The sequence below is a fragment of the Streptomyces sp. SYSU D01066-1 genome, from assembly GCF_054956795.1.
The window spans coordinates 217,246-232,994 of the sequence record NZ_JBUDHV010000005.1; the positions used below are offsets into that span (position 1 = coordinate 217,246).

The 15,749-nt window shown below is 71.4% G+C and carries 14 protein-coding genes and 1 pseudogene; 5 read left to right on the forward strand and 10 right to left on the reverse strand.

What is annotated here, in order from left to right; genetic code table 11:
• Positions 1 to 8: 8 nt before the first annotated feature.
• From ACY1JF_RS07710 to ACY1JF_RS07745, 8 genes are all read right to left on the reverse strand, one after another.
• Complete coding sequence (locus ACY1JF_RS07710) at positions 9 to 896, reverse strand: DUF5936 domain-containing protein (protein ID WP_462704235.1); 888 nt, start codon at positions 894 to 896, stop codon at positions 9 to 11.
• 12 nt (positions 897 to 908) lie between these two features.
• On the reverse strand, positions 909 to 1,853 hold the full coding sequence (locus ACY1JF_RS07715) for a type II secretion system F family protein (protein ID WP_462704236.1): 945 nt from the start codon (positions 1,851 to 1,853) through the stop codon (positions 909 to 911).
• 21 nt (positions 1,854 to 1,874) lie between these two features.
• Positions 1,875 to 3,212, reverse strand: coding sequence for a CpaF family protein (locus ACY1JF_RS07720; RefSeq protein ID WP_462704237.1), 1,338 nt, complete (start codon positions 3,210 to 3,212; stop codon positions 1,875 to 1,877).
• A gap of 28 nt (positions 3,213 to 3,240) precedes the next feature.
• Positions 3,241 to 3,624 (reverse strand): TadE/TadG family type IV pilus assembly protein, encoded by a 384-nt coding sequence (locus tag ACY1JF_RS07725; RefSeq protein ID WP_462704238.1) that lies wholly within the window; start codon positions 3,622 to 3,624, stop codon positions 3,241 to 3,243.
• A 1-nt stretch (position 3,625) separates the two neighbouring features.
• Complete coding sequence (locus ACY1JF_RS07730) at positions 3,626 to 4,012, reverse strand: TadE/TadG family type IV pilus assembly protein (protein ID WP_462704239.1); 387 nt, start codon at positions 4,010 to 4,012, stop codon at positions 3,626 to 3,628.
• On the reverse strand, positions 4,009 to 5,265 hold the full coding sequence (locus ACY1JF_RS07735; protein WP_462704240.1) for an AAA family ATPase: 1,257 nt from the start codon (positions 5,263 to 5,265) through the stop codon (positions 4,009 to 4,011). The genes ACY1JF_RS07730 and ACY1JF_RS07735 overlap by 4 nt, the downstream gene beginning before the upstream one ends.
• Before the next feature lie 9 nt (positions 5,266 to 5,274).
• Positions 5,275 to 5,982 carry a Flp pilus assembly protein CpaB gene (gene cpaB / locus ACY1JF_RS07740; protein WP_462704241.1) on the reverse strand — a complete coding sequence of 236 codons (708 nt, stop codon included), beginning with the start codon at positions 5,980 to 5,982 and terminating at the stop codon, positions 5,275 to 5,277.
• Between the two features lie 96 nt (positions 5,983 to 6,078).
• Positions 6,079 to 7,095 carry a hypothetical protein gene (locus ACY1JF_RS07745; protein ID WP_462704242.1) on the reverse strand — a complete coding sequence of 339 codons (1,017 nt, stop codon included), beginning with the start codon at positions 7,093 to 7,095 and terminating at the stop codon, positions 6,079 to 6,081.
• A 293-nt stretch (positions 7,096 to 7,388) separates the two neighbouring features.
• Here ACY1JF_RS07745 and ACY1JF_RS07750 point away from each other — a divergent pair, with 293 nt between their 5' ends.
• On the forward strand, positions 7,389 to 9,092 hold the full coding sequence (locus ACY1JF_RS07750) for a chitinase (protein WP_462704243.1): 1,704 nt from the start codon (positions 7,389 to 7,391) through the stop codon (positions 9,090 to 9,092).
• A gap of 61 nt (positions 9,093 to 9,153) precedes the next feature.
• On the opposite strand, the gene ACY1JF_RS07755 is transcribed toward ACY1JF_RS07750, so the two are convergent.
• Positions 9,154 to 10,056 carry a hypothetical protein gene (locus tag ACY1JF_RS07755; RefSeq protein ID WP_462704244.1) on the reverse strand — a complete coding sequence of 301 codons (903 nt, stop codon included), beginning with the start codon at positions 10,054 to 10,056 and terminating at the stop codon, positions 9,154 to 9,156.
• A gap of 353 nt (positions 10,057 to 10,409) precedes the next feature.
• Here ACY1JF_RS07755 and ACY1JF_RS07760 point away from each other — a divergent pair.
• A pseudogene (locus tag ACY1JF_RS07760) lies at positions 10,410 to 10,598 on the forward strand (hypothetical protein); the annotation flags it as partial.
• Between the two features lie 200 nt (positions 10,599 to 10,798).
• On the opposite strand, the gene ACY1JF_RS07765 reads toward ACY1JF_RS07760, so the two are convergent.
• Complete coding sequence (locus ACY1JF_RS07765; RefSeq protein WP_462704245.1) at positions 10,799 to 12,103, reverse strand: Nramp family divalent metal transporter; 1,305 nt, start codon at positions 12,101 to 12,103, stop codon at positions 10,799 to 10,801.
• Between the two features lie 176 nt (positions 12,104 to 12,279).
• Here ACY1JF_RS07765 and ACY1JF_RS07770 point away from each other — a divergent pair, with 176 nt between their 5' ends.
• The 3 genes from ACY1JF_RS07770 to ACY1JF_RS07780 all read left to right on the forward strand — a co-directional run bounded on the left by ACY1JF_RS07770 (position 12,280) and on the right by ACY1JF_RS07780 (position 15,560).
• A complete protein-coding gene (locus ACY1JF_RS07770; RefSeq protein WP_462704246.1) occupies positions 12,280 to 13,623 on the forward strand; it encodes a M14 family metallopeptidase in 1,344 nt (447 codons plus the stop codon).
• Positions 13,620 to 13,991 (forward strand): Scr1 family TA system antitoxin-like transcriptional regulator, encoded by a 372-nt coding sequence (locus ACY1JF_RS07775; RefSeq protein ID WP_462704284.1) that lies wholly within the window; start codon positions 13,620 to 13,622, stop codon positions 13,989 to 13,991. The genes ACY1JF_RS07770 and ACY1JF_RS07775 overlap by 4 nt, the downstream gene beginning before the upstream one ends.
• 399 nt (positions 13,992 to 14,390) lie before the next feature.
• Entirely contained in the window at positions 14,391 to 15,560 is a 1,170-nt protein-coding gene (locus ACY1JF_RS07780) for a hypothetical protein (RefSeq protein WP_462704247.1), read from the forward strand.
• Positions 15,561 to 15,749: the final 189 nt, after the last annotated feature.

Here is a 15,749-nt window from a genome sequence, read left to right on the forward strand (position 1 = left end):
CGACCCGCCTACTCACCGGTGATCGTGCCGAAGTCGGTGCCGGAGCCGAGGATCAGGCCGGTGCCGAGCAGGATCATCGTGGCCGGGACCATGAAGGTGGTGATCATCATGGTGGCCTTGGGGACCGCGCGGGCGGCCTTGCGGCGGGCGTTCTGCGCGTCGGTGCGGCGCATGTCCTTGGCGAGGGAGACCAGCGTGTCGACGATGGGGGCGCCCAGCTCCTCGCCCTGCTGGAGCGCGGTGACGAACATCGCCACCTGTTCGGAGTCGTTCCTCCTGCGCAGCTCCGCGAAGGCCTCGCGGCGGCTCATGCCGAGGTCCATCTGGCGCAGCGTGATGCGCAGTTCGTCGGCCCAGGGGCCCTCGTAGCGCGTCGCCACCCGGTCCAGGGCCTGGCGGAAGCCGAGGCCCGCCGAGACGACGACCGCGAGGACGTCCAGGAAGTCGGGCAGGGTGCGCTCGATGACGTCCTTGCGGATCCGGATCGCCGACCAGATGCCGACCTCGGTCCAGAACGCGCCGAAGGCCAGCAGGAGCAGGGCGACCAGGTACTGGCCGCGCAGGAGGAAGACCAGGAAGCCCACGGCGCCCAGGGCGCCGTAGACCGCGCGGCGGGCGGCGTAGCGGTCGATGGTCAGGCCGCCGGGGTTGCCGGCCAGGTCGATGCGGCGGCGGTACTTGGCGACCTGCCCCGGGCCCATCAGCCGCAGGACGGCGGGGGCGTACCGCATGCCCATGCGGTCGACCAGGGAGTCGACGGCGCCGGTGCGGGTGGCGCCGACCTCCAGGGCGAGGACGAGGTCGGCGGGGAGCTTGGCGTCGGCCCGGTACATGCGGATGCCGGCGAAGACGCCCCACACGCTGAGGCCCATGACAGCGGCGAGCAGCAGTCCCATGACGTGACCTCCCTAGACGTCGATGCGGGACAGGCGGCGGATGAGGACGAAGCCGACGGCGTAGAGGCCGAAGGCGACGAGCACCGCGATCTGTCCGGCCGGGGAGCCCGTCATGCGTTCCAGGGCGCCGTCCTTCACCCCGTTCATCAGGAAGAGCGAGCCGACGCCGAGAACCGGGACGGCGTACGAGGTCATGTTCACCTGGGAGAGCTGGGTGCGGACCTCGCGGCGGGTCTCCTTGCGCTCCTCCAGGGTCTCGGTGAGGTTGCGCAGGGCGCTGACCACCTGGCCGCCGGCCTTGTTGGACAGGACCAGGGTGGTGACGAGGACGACGAGTTCGCGGGAGGGGAGGCGTTCGGCGAGTTCGCCGAGGGCGTCGTCCATGGAGGCGCCGACGGCGAGCTGGCCCGCGACCTTGCCCAGTTCCTCGCCCGCCGGGGCCTCCAGTTCCTCCGCCGCCATGCCGATGGCGGTGCGCAGGGCGAGTCCGGCGTGGGTGGCGTTGGCGAGGATGCGGGCGAGTTCGGGGAGCTGGTTGATGAACTTCTCGATGCGTTTCTGGCGCTGCCAGGTGAGGAACTGGACCGCCGCCCAGACGCCCAGCAGCCCGGCGATCGGGCCGAAGAAGGGGGCGAGGGCCGCCTGGCCGACCAGCCAGAGCCCGGCCACGGTGGCGAGCAGGTAGACGGAGAACTCGCCCGGGGTGACGTCCAGGCCGGTGGCCGACAGCCGCAGTTCGAGGTTCTTGCCGAGCCGGGTGCGGCGCAGCCGGCGGTCCAGCTCCGGGAAGCGGCGCCGGCGGCCGTTGCAGGTCACCTGGCCGGTGGCGGTGAGCCGGTCGACGAGGGCCTGGCGCTGGGCCCGGCCGAAGGCGTAGGAGTGCAGGCCGGCGACGGCCAGGACGCAGGCCAGCAGGGTGACGCCGGTGGTGAGCTGGACGAGGGCGGACAGTTCCATCGGACGGGTCTCCTACCGGGTCTACCGGGTCTCTCGGGTGGCGAGCTGCTCCGCGGTGCGGGCGACGCCGAACGCCTGCGGGACGGGCTGGCTGGCCATGTGGAGGCGGTCGGCGGTGCGGCGCGGCAGCGGATAGTGCTCGTAGACGCCGTGCACCCGGCCGTCGGGCGTCATGGGCTGGGCGTGGAAGCGGGCGACCGTGGCCAGCCGGTACGGCTCCCCGCCGTGGCTGGCCAGCAGGGCGACCTCGGTGATGCGGCGGGCGCCGTCGGGGAAGCGGGTGAGCTGGACCAGCACGTCGACGGCGCTGTTGATCTGGTCGTGCAGGGCGACGAAGGGGACCTCCACGTCGGACATGGAGGCCAGGGTCTGCAGCCGCATCAGCGCGTCCTCGGCGCTGTTGGCGTGGACGGTGGCCAGCGAGCCGTCGTGGCCGGTCGACATGGCCTGGAGCATGTCCAGGCACTCGCCGCCGCGGACCTCCCCGACGACGATCCGGTCGGGCCGCATCCGCAGCGAGTTGCGGACCAGGTCGCGGATGGTGACGACGCCCTTGCCCTCGACGTTGGGCGGCCGCGACTCCAGCCGGATCACATGGGCCTGCTGGAGCTGGAGTTCGGCGGAGTCCTCGATGGTGATGATCCGCTCGTGCTCCGGGATCAGCCCGGACAGGGCGTTGAGGAGCGTGGTCTTGCCGGTGCCGGTGGCGCCCGAGACGATGATGTTGAACCGGGCCCGCACCAGCCCCGCCAGCAGGTACAGCATGTGCTCGTCGAGCGAGCCGAGGCCGATCAGCTCCTGGAGGGTGAAGGAGCGCGGGAAGCGGCGGATGGTGAGGATCGCGCCGGTCAGGGAGAGCGGCGGGATGATGACGTTGACGCGCTCCCCGGACGGCAGCCGGGCGTCGACCATCGGGTTGGACTCGTCCACCCGCCGGTTGACGGTGGAGACGATCCGCTCGATGGTCTGCATCAGCTGGTCGTGGGAGGCGAAGCGCAGGGGCAGCTGCTCCACCCGTCCCCCGCGCTCCACGAAGATCGCGTCGGGCCCGTTGACCATGATCTCGGTGACGGAGGCGTCTTCGAGCAGCGGTTCGAGGATGCCGAGGCCGAGCGCCTCGTCGACCACCCGCCGGATCAGCCGCGACCGCTCGACGGTCGACAGGACCGGTCCCTCGCGGCTGATGATGTGCCCGAGGACGCGTTCCAGCCGGGCCCGGCGCTCGGCGGCGGCCAGCGAACTCATCTCGGCCAGGTCGATCTCCTCCAGGAGCTTGGAGCGGTACGAGGCGACCAGGTGGCCGTCCTCGCCCCGGCTGCCGTGCTCCTCGGGGGAGTGGATGCGCGCGCGCAGGCTCATGCGTCCGGTGCTCCTCGTTCCTCGGTCCTCAAGTCCTCGGTCGGTCGTCCGCGTCGAGCGGCATGGTGGCGGTCCGGGTGGCGTCGCCGAAGTCCCAGCCGGGGACGACGGAGGGGATGTCGACGGTGGCGGTGACCGTCACCTCGTCACCGCCGAAGGAGGCCGGGCAGGCGGTCCCGCCGGCCAACCAGCCGCTGACCGCCGCCGCGCACCCCTGCTGGGCGCTCTCGTCGAGCGAGGCGGCGCGCGCCCCGGCGCGGGCGGCGGTGCCGGCCTGCTGGGCGGTGTAGGCGATCAGCCCGAGCTGTACGGCGGCCAGCGCGACCAGGACCAGGACGGGCAGGAACCCTAGGTACTCGACGGCGGCCTGGCCGCGGTCGCCGTACCTGCGGCGGTGGCGTCGGCTGGGCATCTCAGTCCCTCTCCTCCTCGACCGCGCCCGCGTGGCCGCGGACCGTGAAGGGGAGCCCGAGGGCGCCCGGGAAGAGGACGGGGACCTGGAGTTCGACGGTCGACGTGACATACCCACCCCCGGTCTCGCAGTCCGCGCTGCCGCTCCACGCGTCCGGCAGCTTGTCGAGGCCGGCCGCCCGGCAGGCGCCCTGCCGCTCCCCCGGTGCCGCCGCCGTCCCCGCCCGTACCGCCTCGTCCGCAGCATTCCCCGCGAGCGTGTAGGTGTACCCCACCAGTACGAGCTGCCACAGCACCACCAGCGTCACCAGGATCACCGGGGTCATGCCGAGGAACTCGACGGTGACCTGGCCCCGGTCCTCGGCCCGGTACCGGCGCGGGCGGTTCATCCCCCGCCTCCCCTGCGCCGCCGCAGGCTCACCGCGCCCCGGTCGCCGCGGAACCGGCCGCCCTTCTGCACCGCCGTGCCGGGGGCCTTGACCAGGCCGGTCTCGGCGGCGAGGCCCCACAGCGCCTGCCGTACGGTGGAGCGGGCGTCCAGCTCGTGCAGGCGGCCGGCGTCCACGGCGGCCTGCAGTTCCCTGAAGTGGGCGGGGATCGTGGTGGCGGCGACGGCGGTGCCGGTGATCCGGCCGATCAGCGGGGGCTGGATCTCCGTGCCGCGGGTGTGCCGGTTGACGACGACGGTGGTCTCCTCGGCCTTGCGGATCTGGAGCCGCTCCCACATCCGCACCGCGCGCTTGGCGCCCCGGACGGCCACCACGTCGGGGGTGGTGACCAGCAGCGCGGTGTCGGCGGTCTCGACGGCCGCCGCGCCGGCCCCGCCGAGCTGGGCGCCGCAGTCGATGACGACGACGTCGTAGCGGGAGCGCAGGGCGCCGACGATCTGGCGGGCGGCCCGGTCGGTGACGTCCTCGCCGCGTTCGCCCTCGGCGGGGGCGAGCAGCAGGGCCAGGCCGCTGTCGTGGCGGAAGACGGCGTCGGCCAGGACGCGCGGCGAGATGTCGGTGATCGCCGCCAGGTCCAGCACCGAGCGGCGGAACTGGACGTCCAGGTAGGAGGCGACGTCGCCGGTCTGCAGGTCGAGGTCGAGCAGGGCGGTGGAGCGGCCGGACGCCTGGGCGGCCAGGGCCAGCTGGACGGCGGTGACGGTGGCGCCGACCCCGCCCTTGGCGCCGCTGACGGTGACGACGGTGCCGCCCGCGCCGGTGCTCGTGTCGCCGCCGCTGCCCAGGTGGCGGCGTACGCCCACCGCCCACTGGGCGACGACGTGAACGCGCGCGGCCAGTTCCTCGTAGGTGAGCGGGAGGGCGATCAGGCCGCGGGCGCCGTAGTCCATGGCCGCCTGGAAGAGTCCCGGTCCGGCGTCGGAGGTGACGAGGATGACGCCGACGGCCGGGAAGCGCAGGGCGACCTCGCGGATCAGCTCCAGGGCCGGGACGGGGCCGATCCGCTCGTGGACGACGACGACCTCGGGCAGTTCGTCGACCGACTCGGCGGCGAGCCGGGCGAGGGTGTCGATGAGCTGGGTGGAGTCGGTGACGGGAGCGACCGGCTCGGCGTCGGGGAGCTGGCTGAGCAGGGTGGTGACGGACCGGACGGCGTCCGCGTCACCGACCGCCGGGAGGATCCTCGTGGTCATGCGGGCCTCTCACTTGTCCTTCGCGAGTTCGTACGTCCGGTCCTGCTCGGGGACCGTGCTGTCGCCGCCGGGCGCGACCAGCGCGAGCCGGACCCGCTGGGCGAACGACTCGGCGTAGGTGATGCGCTGGGCGTCGAGGGTGGACAGTGCGAAGGTGATGGGGACGGCCTCCGAGGCGTCCCGGCGGGTGCTGTTCTCGTCGGGTTCGAGCGAGGTGAGCTTGCCGACGTCGAGGACCCTGGCACCGGTCACGATGATCTTCGACTGGTCGGGGTCGCCCTCCCGGGCCCCCTCGAAGGTGGCGTAGACGTTGACGGTGGAACCGGGGGTGATCTTGCCGGCCACCCCGGTCGCCGCGTCGATCATGATGGCGACCTCCTGCTGTCCGGGCTGGAGGGCGGGCTGGTCGACGATCATGTCGCTCTGGAGCAGCGAGCCGCCCTTCAGCGTCGTCACCGCGATCTTGCCGCGGACGGCGGAGAGGTCGGTGACGGCGTTCTCCGACAGCCACCGCTCGGGCATCTCGATCTTCTCGAACTGGTCCGGGCTGAGCGGGGTGTAGGGCTTGATCTCGTCCTTGAGCCGGTAGGCGGTGACCTCGGGGCCGACCTTGGACTTCACGTCGCTGATGACGGACAGGACGCCGGCGAAGGCGCCGAAGGCGCACAGGACCGACAGGACGAGCAGGATCACGCCGCGGCGCTGGCGGGAGTTCATGTGCCGTACAACCTCATCGGGGATATCGGTCGGGCGGGGGCGGGGGCGGGGGCGGGGGCGGGAACAGGGGGCTCGGGGCGCGGGCGGGTCACGGGCTCACCCGCCAGGGCCGGCGGGCAGGGCGCCGCGTGACGTCCCGTTCGGGGCGGAGCCGTACTCGATCTCGTACGGCCGTCCGTGCCGGCCGCCGGTCCTCCCGTGGGCGCCGCCGTACCGGCCGCCCTGCCGCGGACCGGCCGGCAGGGCCGCGCGGCCGTTGCGCTGCCGGGCCTCGTCGGGCGGCGGACCGGCGGAGCAGAAGACGCACCGGTCGCCGATGACGTCGATGCCGCACCAGTGGCAGGTGCTCTGCCGCACCGAGGTCACCAGTTGGTAGAGGACCGACAGGTCGGGCAGGAAGGCGCAGAACTCGGTCACCCGGCCCGTCCCCCACCAGGCCGGGGAGTCGGCGGGCAGCGGCGTCTCGCGCAGGCCCAGCACGTTCCAGGACGGGGCGAGGGTCTGGGTGACCCAGTCGGAGGGGAGCTGGCCCCTGGCGACCAGCATCCAGGTGCCGAAGTCGGGTCCGTCGAGCGCGGCGTCGGGCCCGATCCGCACCAGCTGCGGCTCCGGATGCGCCAGTACGGCGAACTGGCTGCCCGGCACCCACGACTTGGCGTGCGCCCTCAGCCCCACCGGGACCCGGTCGAGCCGGGCGACCGAGCCGAGCAGGGCACCGGCGTGGATGTAGTGGGTGAGCAGCCGCCCCGCCGACGCCAGGACGCCGGGGCTGAGGTCGCAGGAGGCGAGCTGGCGCAACTGCCGCACCAGGACCGCCAGTCCGAGCGGCGGCAGCTCCGGCCGGAACAGGGCGATCCGGTCGCTCTCCAGCAGGGACCGGGCGGTGCGCAGCCGTCGTTCGACCCCGGCGGAGGCGGCCTGCGAGCAGACGACGATGACGTGTCCGTACTGGTCGACCAGGGTCTGGAGCTCGGCCAGCACCTGCTCCAGGGGCCGCTGTCCGACGTCCTGGAGGACTATGGCGGGCATGGTCCGCTCGTCCTGCGGCGGCAGCGCCAGGTCGGCACTGGTCACGGCAATGGCAGTTGGCACGCGCGGCTCCCCGTCTCCCATGCCCGTCGGTCCACCGGAGTGACTCCGGCACACCCGGATGACTTCACTGCGTGACTTCCCGAGCACTGTATCCACGCGTCTGTGACCGGAGAACAGCGTTTCTGTAGCTGTGGAACAACTTGTGACGCACAAGTCCCGCCAAACCGGGACAGGATCACCATTTCCCAATGGCATGTCCACCTCCACCCTTCCCCCGCTCGGTCCACACCCACCCCCTTGACAGGCCAATTGGTCTGGACCACCTTGTACTCCCAACGGTGGCCACCGTCCCCCTACTTCCCCCGGAGGCACCAGTGGACCCCGTACGCAGACAGCCCGGAAGACGCCTCGGCACCTGGGCCGGCGCCGCCACCGCCGCGCTCGCCCTCACCGTGACGGCGGTCGGCCCGGCGTCCGCCGCGGACGTCGACAACGCGGGCAACCCGGGTTTCGAGTCCGGGCTGAGCGGCTGGTCCTGTTCGGCGGGCAGCGGTACGACCGTCAGCTCCCCGGTCCGCACGGGCGCCGCCGCGCTGAAGGCGACGCCGAGCGGCCAGGACAACGCGCGCTGCGCGCAGACGGTCGCGGTGGTCCCGGACTCGACGTACACGCTGGGCGCCTGGGTGCGGGGCGGGTACGCCTACCTGGGCGTCACGGGCACGGGCACGACGGACGTGTCGGCCTGGACCCCGGACTCCACGGCCTGGAAGCACCTGACGACGACCTTCCGGACCGGCGCCTCGACGACCTCGGTGACGGTGTACACGCACGGCTGGTACGGCCAGCCCGCCTACTACGCCGACGACATCTCCGTGCAGGGCCCCGACGGGGGCGGCGGCGACGGGGAGCAGCCCTCCGTCCCCGCCGTCCCCGCCGCCCCGGCCGGCCTGAGCGTCTCCGGCACGACCTCCTCCTCGGTCTCCCTGTCCTGGAACGCGGTGTCCGGCGCGACCGGCTACTCCGTCTACCGCGACGGTACGAAGGTGACGGCGGTGACCGGCACCTCGGCGACCGTGACCGGCCTGTCGGCCGCGACGTCCTACTCCTTCCAGGTCACGGCCGCCAACGCGGCCGGCGAGTCGGTGAGGTCGGCGGCGGTGCCGGCGCGCACGGCCGAGTCCGGCGGCGGCGCCCTGCCCCGGCACGCCGTGACCGGCTACTGGCAGAACTTCGACAACGGGGCGACGGTCCAGAGGCTCTCCGACGTCCCGGCCGCGTACGACATCGTCGCCGTCGCCTTCGCGGACGCGACGACGACGCCGGGCGCGGTGACCTTCGACCTGGACTCGGCGGGCCTGGACGGCTACACCGTCGACCAGTTCAAGGCCGACATCAGGGCCAAGCAGGCGGCCGGCAAGAAGGTGATCATCTCGGTCGGCGGCGAGAGGGGCACGGTGTCGGTCGCGGACGCGGCCTCCGCGGCCAACTTCGCGGACTCGGTCCACTCCCTGATGCGGACGTACGGCTTCGACGGCGTCGACATCGACCTGGAGAACGGCCTCGACGCGACGTACATGACCCAGGCCCTGCGCGCCCTGTCGGCGAAGGCGGGCCCGGAGCTGATCCTGACGATGGCGCCGCAGACCATCGACATGCAGTCGACGTCCGGGTCCTACTTCCGGACGGCGCTGAACGTGAAGGACATCCTCACCGTCGTCAACATGCAGTACTACAACAGCGGTTCGATGCTGGGCTGTGACGGCAAGGTCCACAGCCAGGGCTCGGTGGACTTCCTGACCGCGCTGGCCTGCATCCAGCTGGAGGGCGGCCTGTCCCCGTCCCAGGTGGGCATCGGCACCCCCGCCTCCGCCCGGGCGGCGGGAAGCGGCTACGTGGCCCCGTCCGTGGTGAACGACGCCCTGGACTGCCTGACCAGGCTCACGAACTGCGGTTCCTTCAAGCCGTCCAAGGCGTACCCGGACCTGCGGGGCGCGATGACCTGGTCGACCAACTGGGACGCGACGGCGGGCAACGGCTGGTCGGGCGCGGTGGGACCGCACGTGCACGCGCTGCCGTAGCTCCGGCCGGTCCGGCGGCTGTTCCCCCCGCCGCGGCGGCGGGGGGAACAGCCGCGCGGGTTCACTCCCGCCGTCCCGGGCGCTCGTTCGACAGGTACTTCTCCCGTACCCACAGGCCCAGCAGCACCGTCCCGCCGACCAGCAGCGGCACCGGGTCGTGCGCGGCGGGAGCCAGTACCTGCCCCAGGGTCGTGACCGTGCAGACCGTCAGCGGGACGAACGCCGCCGCGCCCTCCATCCCCCACCGCAGCGTCGGCCGGGCCATGTCCAGGACGCTCGCCCCGCCGGGCAGCCACGGGGCTGTGATGATCACCAGGAGACCCGCGGTCCGGTAGCCGTCGGCCAACGGACAGGACGTCCCGCCGGGGCCGTGCGGGCCGACCGCCGCGAGCTGCAGGGTGTCGCCGGCCAGAATGAGGGAGAGGCCGGCGATCCCCGCCCACAGGGCGGGCCTGCGGTCACTGCGCACCAGACGGCACAGGGCCAGCAGAAAGCTGAGGAACACCAGCTCGGCCGCCCACAGGACACCCACCATCCCCTCGCCGAGCCGCCAGCCGGCGCCGACCCCGCTCAGCAGTACCCAGCCCGTCATGAACAGGGCCCCGGCCGCGACCAGCCCGTCGAGCACCCGCCGCAGCAGCGCGGGCCGGCCGGTGCCGGCGTCGGCCGCGACCACCAGACCGGCCGTGCCCAGCGCGACCGTCAGGGTCGCCCCGACCATCACCACCGTTCCCGACAGCGACCGCTCGTCCTGCCCCGGGTCCTGCGGGTGGGCCGACAGCACGCCGGCCACGACCCGGTACACGCCTCCGGCCGCCGCCGAACCCCCCAGCAGCAGCAGACGCGTCCGCACCCGTCCGCTCGCCCACCACGCACGGAGCACCAGCGAGACCGCCAGCGCGCCGCAGCCGACGGTCGGCCCGAAGGACACCATCCGCGCCACCGCGCTCCCCAACCCCGACATCAGGTGGCCTTTCACCGGTTGCCGCCCGCAGGGTCCTTCTCCCGGCCCTGGGGTCCACGGGGAGAACGTAGAAGACCCGCCACCTGCCCCGAAACGATCCGCGGGCCCATTCACCCGTACCGCGTACGCACAGGACCCACCGGCTGCCGCCGCTGACGCACGCCGTCCACACGCCCCGTACGCCGCCGCACCCGTCCTCGGCGGGGCCGCCCACGTCCGCGTCCCGCCCCCGGGCTCCTTGGCCTCACCGAAGCCCCAGATGCCGTCGCGGGCCCGGGCGGCGCGGGCCAGGACCCGCAGGCCTCCCGTGCCTTCATCCGAGACGTCGCCAACAGCCCGTGAGGACACTCGCCATGGACCACACCACCTGGGAAGAACCCTTCCGCGCCGAGGGATCGGCCTGCTTCCGCCTCGGCACCGACGACGACGGCAACGCCTGCATCGCCATAGCCGGCGCCGAAGAGGACCACCTCACCGACAGCCGCGAAGCGCTCCGCCGCATGATTGTCGACATCAAGGCGGGCAAGGCCGACCACCTGCTCCGAAACGGCCGTCCCCCGCCACGAGGAGACCCCCTGGCCGGCATCCGGAACGGCGCGTGGGCGTACAGGGGCGGTACCCCCGGCGAGTACCTGGCCGTCGAGGCGCTCGGCCAAGTGAGCCGACCCGGCTTCGAGGGGCAGCCCGCCGGTGGGGGCGGCCCCGCCGTGACGCCCCGTGCCCAGACCTCACCGGGTCCGCGCTAGAAGAACTCCGACCACGGCTGGTCCCAGATCTGCTTCACGCACAGGACGAGGAAGAGCAGGCCCGCGATGCCCAGCATGCCGTTGCTCAGCCGGCCGTTGCGCCACTCGGCGGGGGTGCGGGTGGAGTTGAGGAGCCAGACCAGGGTCAGGGCGAGGAAGGGCATGAAGGCGGCGCCCAGCACGCCGTAGATGATGACCAGGCGGAAGGGCTGGCCCTGGAAGAGCAGGACGATCGGGGGGAAGGTCAGCCACAGGAGGTAGAGGCGGAACGGCCAGGAGCGCTCGCGCTCGCCGGCGGCGATCTTCTCGCCCGTCGCCTCGGCCGTCCCGGCCCGCAGCCGGGCCACGAAGTCGGCGAACATCAGGCTGACGCCGTGCCAGACGCCGATCAGCGAGGTGAAGGACGTGGCGAAGAAGCCGATCAGGAAGAACTTCGCCGTGGCCGTGCCGTACCGGTCCTCCAGGATGTCGCTGAGCTGGACCAGGCCCTGGTCGCCGCCGGCGAGGGCGATGTGGGCGCTGTGCAGCAGTTCCGCGCCGACGAAGAGCATGGCGACGACGAAGACGCCGGTGGTGAGGTAGGCGACCCGGTTGTCCAGCCGCATCACCTTCATCCAGCCGGTGTCCGTCCACCCCTTGGCGTTGACCCAGTAGCCGTAGGCGGCCAGCGTGATCGTGCCGCCGACGCCGCCGATCAGGCCGAGGGTGTTGAGGACCGAGTCCTTCTCGTCGGGCAGGACCGGCAGGAGGCCGGCGAGGGCGTCGCCGAGGTTGGGGGTGACGCGGACCGCCAGATAGACGGTGACCACGAACATGACGCCGACCAGGACGGTCATGACCCTCTCGAAGACGGCGTACTTGTTGAACCAGACGAAGGCCAGGCCGGCCACCGCGCAGGCCACGCCCCACCACTTCAGGTCCATCACGTCCGGGAAGAGGGCCTGGAGGGGGAGCGCGCTGGAGGACATCGCCGCCGCGCCGTAGACGAAGCCCCAGACGACGACATAGAAGGCGAAGAACCAGGTCGTCCAGCGGCCGAGGCTCGCCCAGCCGTCGAAGAGGGTGCGGCCGGTGGACAGGTGCCAGCGGCCCGCCGCCTCCGCCAGGGAGATCTTCACCAGGCAGCCGATGACCGCCGCCCACAGCAGGGTGTAGCCGAAGTTGGCGCCCGCGATGAGGGTGGCGACCAGGTCGCCGGCGCCGACGCCGGTCGCGGCGACGACGATGCCGGGGCCGATGTGGCGCCAGCTCGACTTGCGAGGAGTGCCGGTGTTGCCGGGGGTGCCCGTAGCGTCCGCCATGCCGATCAAGAAAGCGTAAAGAGCACTCCGGCGCAAGGGCGCGCGGATGCACTTGACCTGGCCATGTCATGACGCCAGGATGAGCGCCACATCCGCACAGCACGTCGCTGGACCACCCCCCGCTCCACTCCCCGCCTCCGGAGATCCCGGAGGTTCCGGAGACTTCAGGAGACTTCATGCGACTTCGCTCACGAGGCCCCGGCAGCCGCAGGCACTGGGCCGCGCTCGCCACCCTCCTCGCGCTCGCCCTCGCCGCCCCGCTCTCCGCGACGACCGACGCCGGCGCCGACAGCGCCCGCCAGGCCGCCCCGTCGGCGGACGACATCCGCCAGTACGAGGTGCGCACCCGCTCGGACTCCGCGTCGCGCACCGCGATCCAGCGCACCGGCGTCACGGTGGACGACGCCGACGACCACTCGGTCTTCGTCTCCGGCCGCGCCGACCAGATCAAGGAGCTGGAGCGGCTCGGCTACGACGTCACCCCGCTGGGCGCGGCCCCCGACCGCTCGGGCGGCGCGGACGGCGTACGGCTCCTCGACTTCCCCTCGGCCGACTCCGGCTACCACAACTACGCCGAGATGACCGCGGAGATCGACACCCGGATCGCGGCGTACCCCGGCATCATCAGCAAGCGCGTGATCGGGAAGTCGTACCAGGGCCGGGACATCATCGCCGTCAAGATCAGCGACAACGTGGCGTCCGACGAGAACGAGCCCGAGGTGCTCTTCACCCACCACCAGCACGCCCGCGAGCACCTGACGGTGGAGATGGCGCTCTACCTGATCCGCGAGCTGGGGGCGGGCTACGGCTCCGACTCCCGGGTCACCAGCATGGTGAACGGCCGCGAGATCTGGATCGTGCCGGACATGAACCCGGACGGCGGCGAGTACGACATCGCCACCGGCTCCTACCGGTCCTGGCGCAAGAACCGCCAGCCCAACTCGGGTTCCTCGTACGTCGGTACGGACCTGAACCGGAACTGGGCCTACCGCTGGGGCTGCTGCGGCGGCTCCTCCGGCTCGCCGTCCTCCGAGACCTACCGGGGTTCGGCGGGCGAGTCGGCGACCGAGGTGAAGGTCGTCGCCGACTTCGTGCGCAGCCGGGTCGTCGGCGGGGTGCAGCAGATCAAGGCGGGCATCGACTTCCACACCTACAGCGAACTGGTGCTGTGGCCCTTCGGCTACACCACCGCCGACACCACCACCGGGATGACGGCCGACGACCGGAACGCCTTCGCGACGGTCGGGCAGAAGATGGCCGCCAGCAACGGCTACACGGCGGAGCAGTCCAGCGACCTGTACATCACCGACGGGTCGATCGACGACTGGCTGTGGGGAAGCCAGAAGATCTTCGGGTTCACCTTCGAGATGTACCCGTCGTCCAGTTCCGGCGGCGGCTTCTACCCGCCCGACGAGGTCATCGAGCGGGAGACCTCCCGCAACCGGGACGCGGTGCTGCAGCTCCTGGAGAACTCCGACTGCATGTACCGGTCCATCGGCAAGGAGTCCCAGTACTGCTGACCGCCGGAGACACCCGCCCTGCCGAGAGCCTCGTACAGGAGGCCCTCGGCAGGGCGCGGTTCGGCAGACCCGGGGTCGTACGGGCGCGGCCGGAGCACCTGCCGGCGGTCTCCGAGCGGCCGGCTGCACGGCTGTCGGCCGTGCCCTTCGCCGCCGGGGCTCTCCCCGGCTCCGGGCAGGTCTCGACCGCCTGGGGCCCGGTCCCTCAACTGGACACCGCCCGGGTCGACAGCGCCCGCGGGCCGGAGTTCCCGAGCGGTGCCGCCCAGTTCGCGAAGTACCGTACACACCTGGACCGGATGGAGCGCATCACCCTGTCCCCGCAGGCGTCCCGCGACTTCGTCCGGGACGTCGCCAACGGCCTGTGAGGAGACGCGCCATGGACGACAGCACAGGGGAAGAGCCCTTCCGCGGGAGGGAGCGCGTTGCTTCCGCCCCGGCACCGACGCCACCGGCAATGCCCGCATCGCCATAGCCGGCGCGGAGGGCATCCCCCTCGCCGACAGCCGGGACGCCCCGCGCCGCATGATTCCCGACATCAAGGCGGGCAGGGCCGGCCACCTGCTGTGAAGAGGCTCGCCCGACGTCCGGCGGGGCGAGTCCCGGAAGGCATCGGGCAGTGCCCGCCACCATGCCCGTCCGGCCGTTGATGCCGGAACTTCCGGCACAGTTGCATGACCATTTGTACTTATGAAAGGCAACTCATGTACAAGCAGCAACGGCGCGGCAGCTCTGCCACCAGCCCCCACAGGACCCCAGCCGGTTCCGTGACCGCGTCCTCCGCGGAGCTGGACATCCTGAAGCTTCAGCGCACCGCAGGCAACGCGGCCGTCAACCGCGCGTTGGAGCAGGGGACGGCCGCGCCGGTTCAGCGCATGGAGGAGAAGGAGAAGAAGAGTCCTGGGTATCCGCCCGACCTCTCCAGCCTCACTCTCTCTTCCCGGGCCTACGAGCCCCCCACCCTCTCCTCCCGGGCCTACCAACCCCCCGCCACCCTCTCCTCCCAGGCCTACGAGCCCCCCACCCTCTCCTCCCAGGCCTACGAGCCCCCCACCCTCTCCTCCCGGGCCTACCAACCTCCCAGTGGCTCCCCGGCGCCGAACGAGAGCCGGGACCAGGGCACTCCCAGGGCTTCCCGTAGACCCGCGAATTCTGGTACCCGTGTCGCCAAGAAGCTCTCCGACGTCTTGCCGGAGAGTGAGTGGTGGAAACTCTTCATGGACCCGAACGACCATGAGACCGCACTGAAAAAGCACCCCGAGGATCCAGGCAGCTATTACGACAACGATCAGTCACCGGGATTCAGGGCAGGGATGGTCGACGCCTACCGCAAAGCACTCGAAGACCCCGAAATCACCCTCGACTCCGAGACGTACAGCGACCTCCACACCACGGTGACCTCAAACCTCGGGAAGAAGCCGGAGAAGACAGGAAACAGAGGTCAGCCGACGAAGTTCCCCTTGCGTGCCGACGCCATGAGTGAGGACACCGACAAACTGTACGTAGGCGACCGGAAACTTCTGGGAAACTTCAAGAATTTCTCTTTCCAGAAACCGGACAAAGAACTCAGTAGGGCGGTCTCCGTCCTCGGCATCCCCACCGCCAAGAAGGAGAGCAACACCGAGATATCAACCAACTACAACATCAAGGATTGGTCGACGCTGGTCGATCAGATATTCCAGGACTATTACAGCGAAATAAGCACCGCAGAAACCGACGAAAGCAAGCTCGAGGTAATAGCGAAGACCATCACCAAACTTCAGATAACGCACCCGTTCCAGGACGGAAACCGTCGGCTCAACGTCCACGTAATCCTGCCCAAGCTGCTCCTCGAGAACAACTTCAAACCGGCGATCTCACCAGATGTACGTCACATATTCCAGGGCGGCGCCAGCCACAAGAAGCAGGTGGAAGTCCTGCGGCAGAGCCAGATCTAGCCCAGTCCGTCACCACCGGACGCCGGGTGGTGCGAACCGTCCTTCGAGGGCATCCCCGCTGCCCGTCCGGCCCGTTTCCGGGCACCCCCGGACGTGCCACGATGATGACGGACTGGACTGGAGGAACAACCGTGTACTTGCGTCGTTCCCGTACGGACGAGACGACCGTGCGCCCCGATGCTCCGAGAT

Bases quoted from the DNA above. Each gene is read 5' to 3' on its own strand.
- ACY1JF_RS07730 (WP_462704239.1), bottom strand. From the start codon at position 4,012: ATGAACCGCCCGCGCCGGTACCGGGCCGAGGACCGGGGCCAGGTCACC.
- ACY1JF_RS07735 (WP_462704240.1), bottom strand. From the start codon at position 5,265: ATGACCACGAGGATCCTCCCGGCGGTCGGTGACGCGGACGCCGTCCGG.
- ACY1JF_RS07770 (WP_462704246.1), top strand. From the start codon at position 12,280: ATGCGACTTCGCTCACGAGGCCCCGGCAGCCGCAGGCACTGGGCCGCG.
- ACY1JF_RS07745 (WP_462704242.1), bottom strand. From the start codon at position 7,095: ATGGGAGACGGGGAGCCGCGCGTGCCAACTGCCATTGCCGTGACCAGT.
- ACY1JF_RS07710 (WP_462704235.1), bottom strand. From the start codon at position 896: ATGGGACTGCTGCTCGCCGCTGTCATGGGCCTCAGCGTGTGGGGCGTC.
- ACY1JF_RS07755 (WP_462704244.1), bottom strand. From the start codon at position 10,056: ATGTCGGGGTTGGGGAGCGCGGTGGCGCGGATGGTGTCCTTCGGGCCG.
- ACY1JF_RS07765 (WP_462704245.1), bottom strand. From the start codon at position 12,103: ATGGCGGACGCTACGGGCACCCCCGGCAACACCGGCACTCCTCGCAAG.
- ACY1JF_RS07715 (WP_462704236.1), bottom strand. From the start codon at position 1,853: ATGGAACTGTCCGCCCTCGTCCAGCTCACCACCGGCGTCACCCTGCTG.
- ACY1JF_RS07725 (WP_462704238.1), bottom strand. From the start codon at position 3,624: ATGCCCAGCCGACGCCACCGCCGCAGGTACGGCGACCGCGGCCAGGCC.
- ACY1JF_RS07720 (WP_462704237.1), bottom strand. From the start codon at position 3,212: ATGAGCCTGCGCGCGCGCATCCACTCCCCCGAGGAGCACGGCAGCCGG.
- cpaB (WP_462704241.1), bottom strand. From the start codon at position 5,982: ATGAACTCCCGCCAGCGCCGCGGCGTGATCCTGCTCGTCCTGTCGGTC.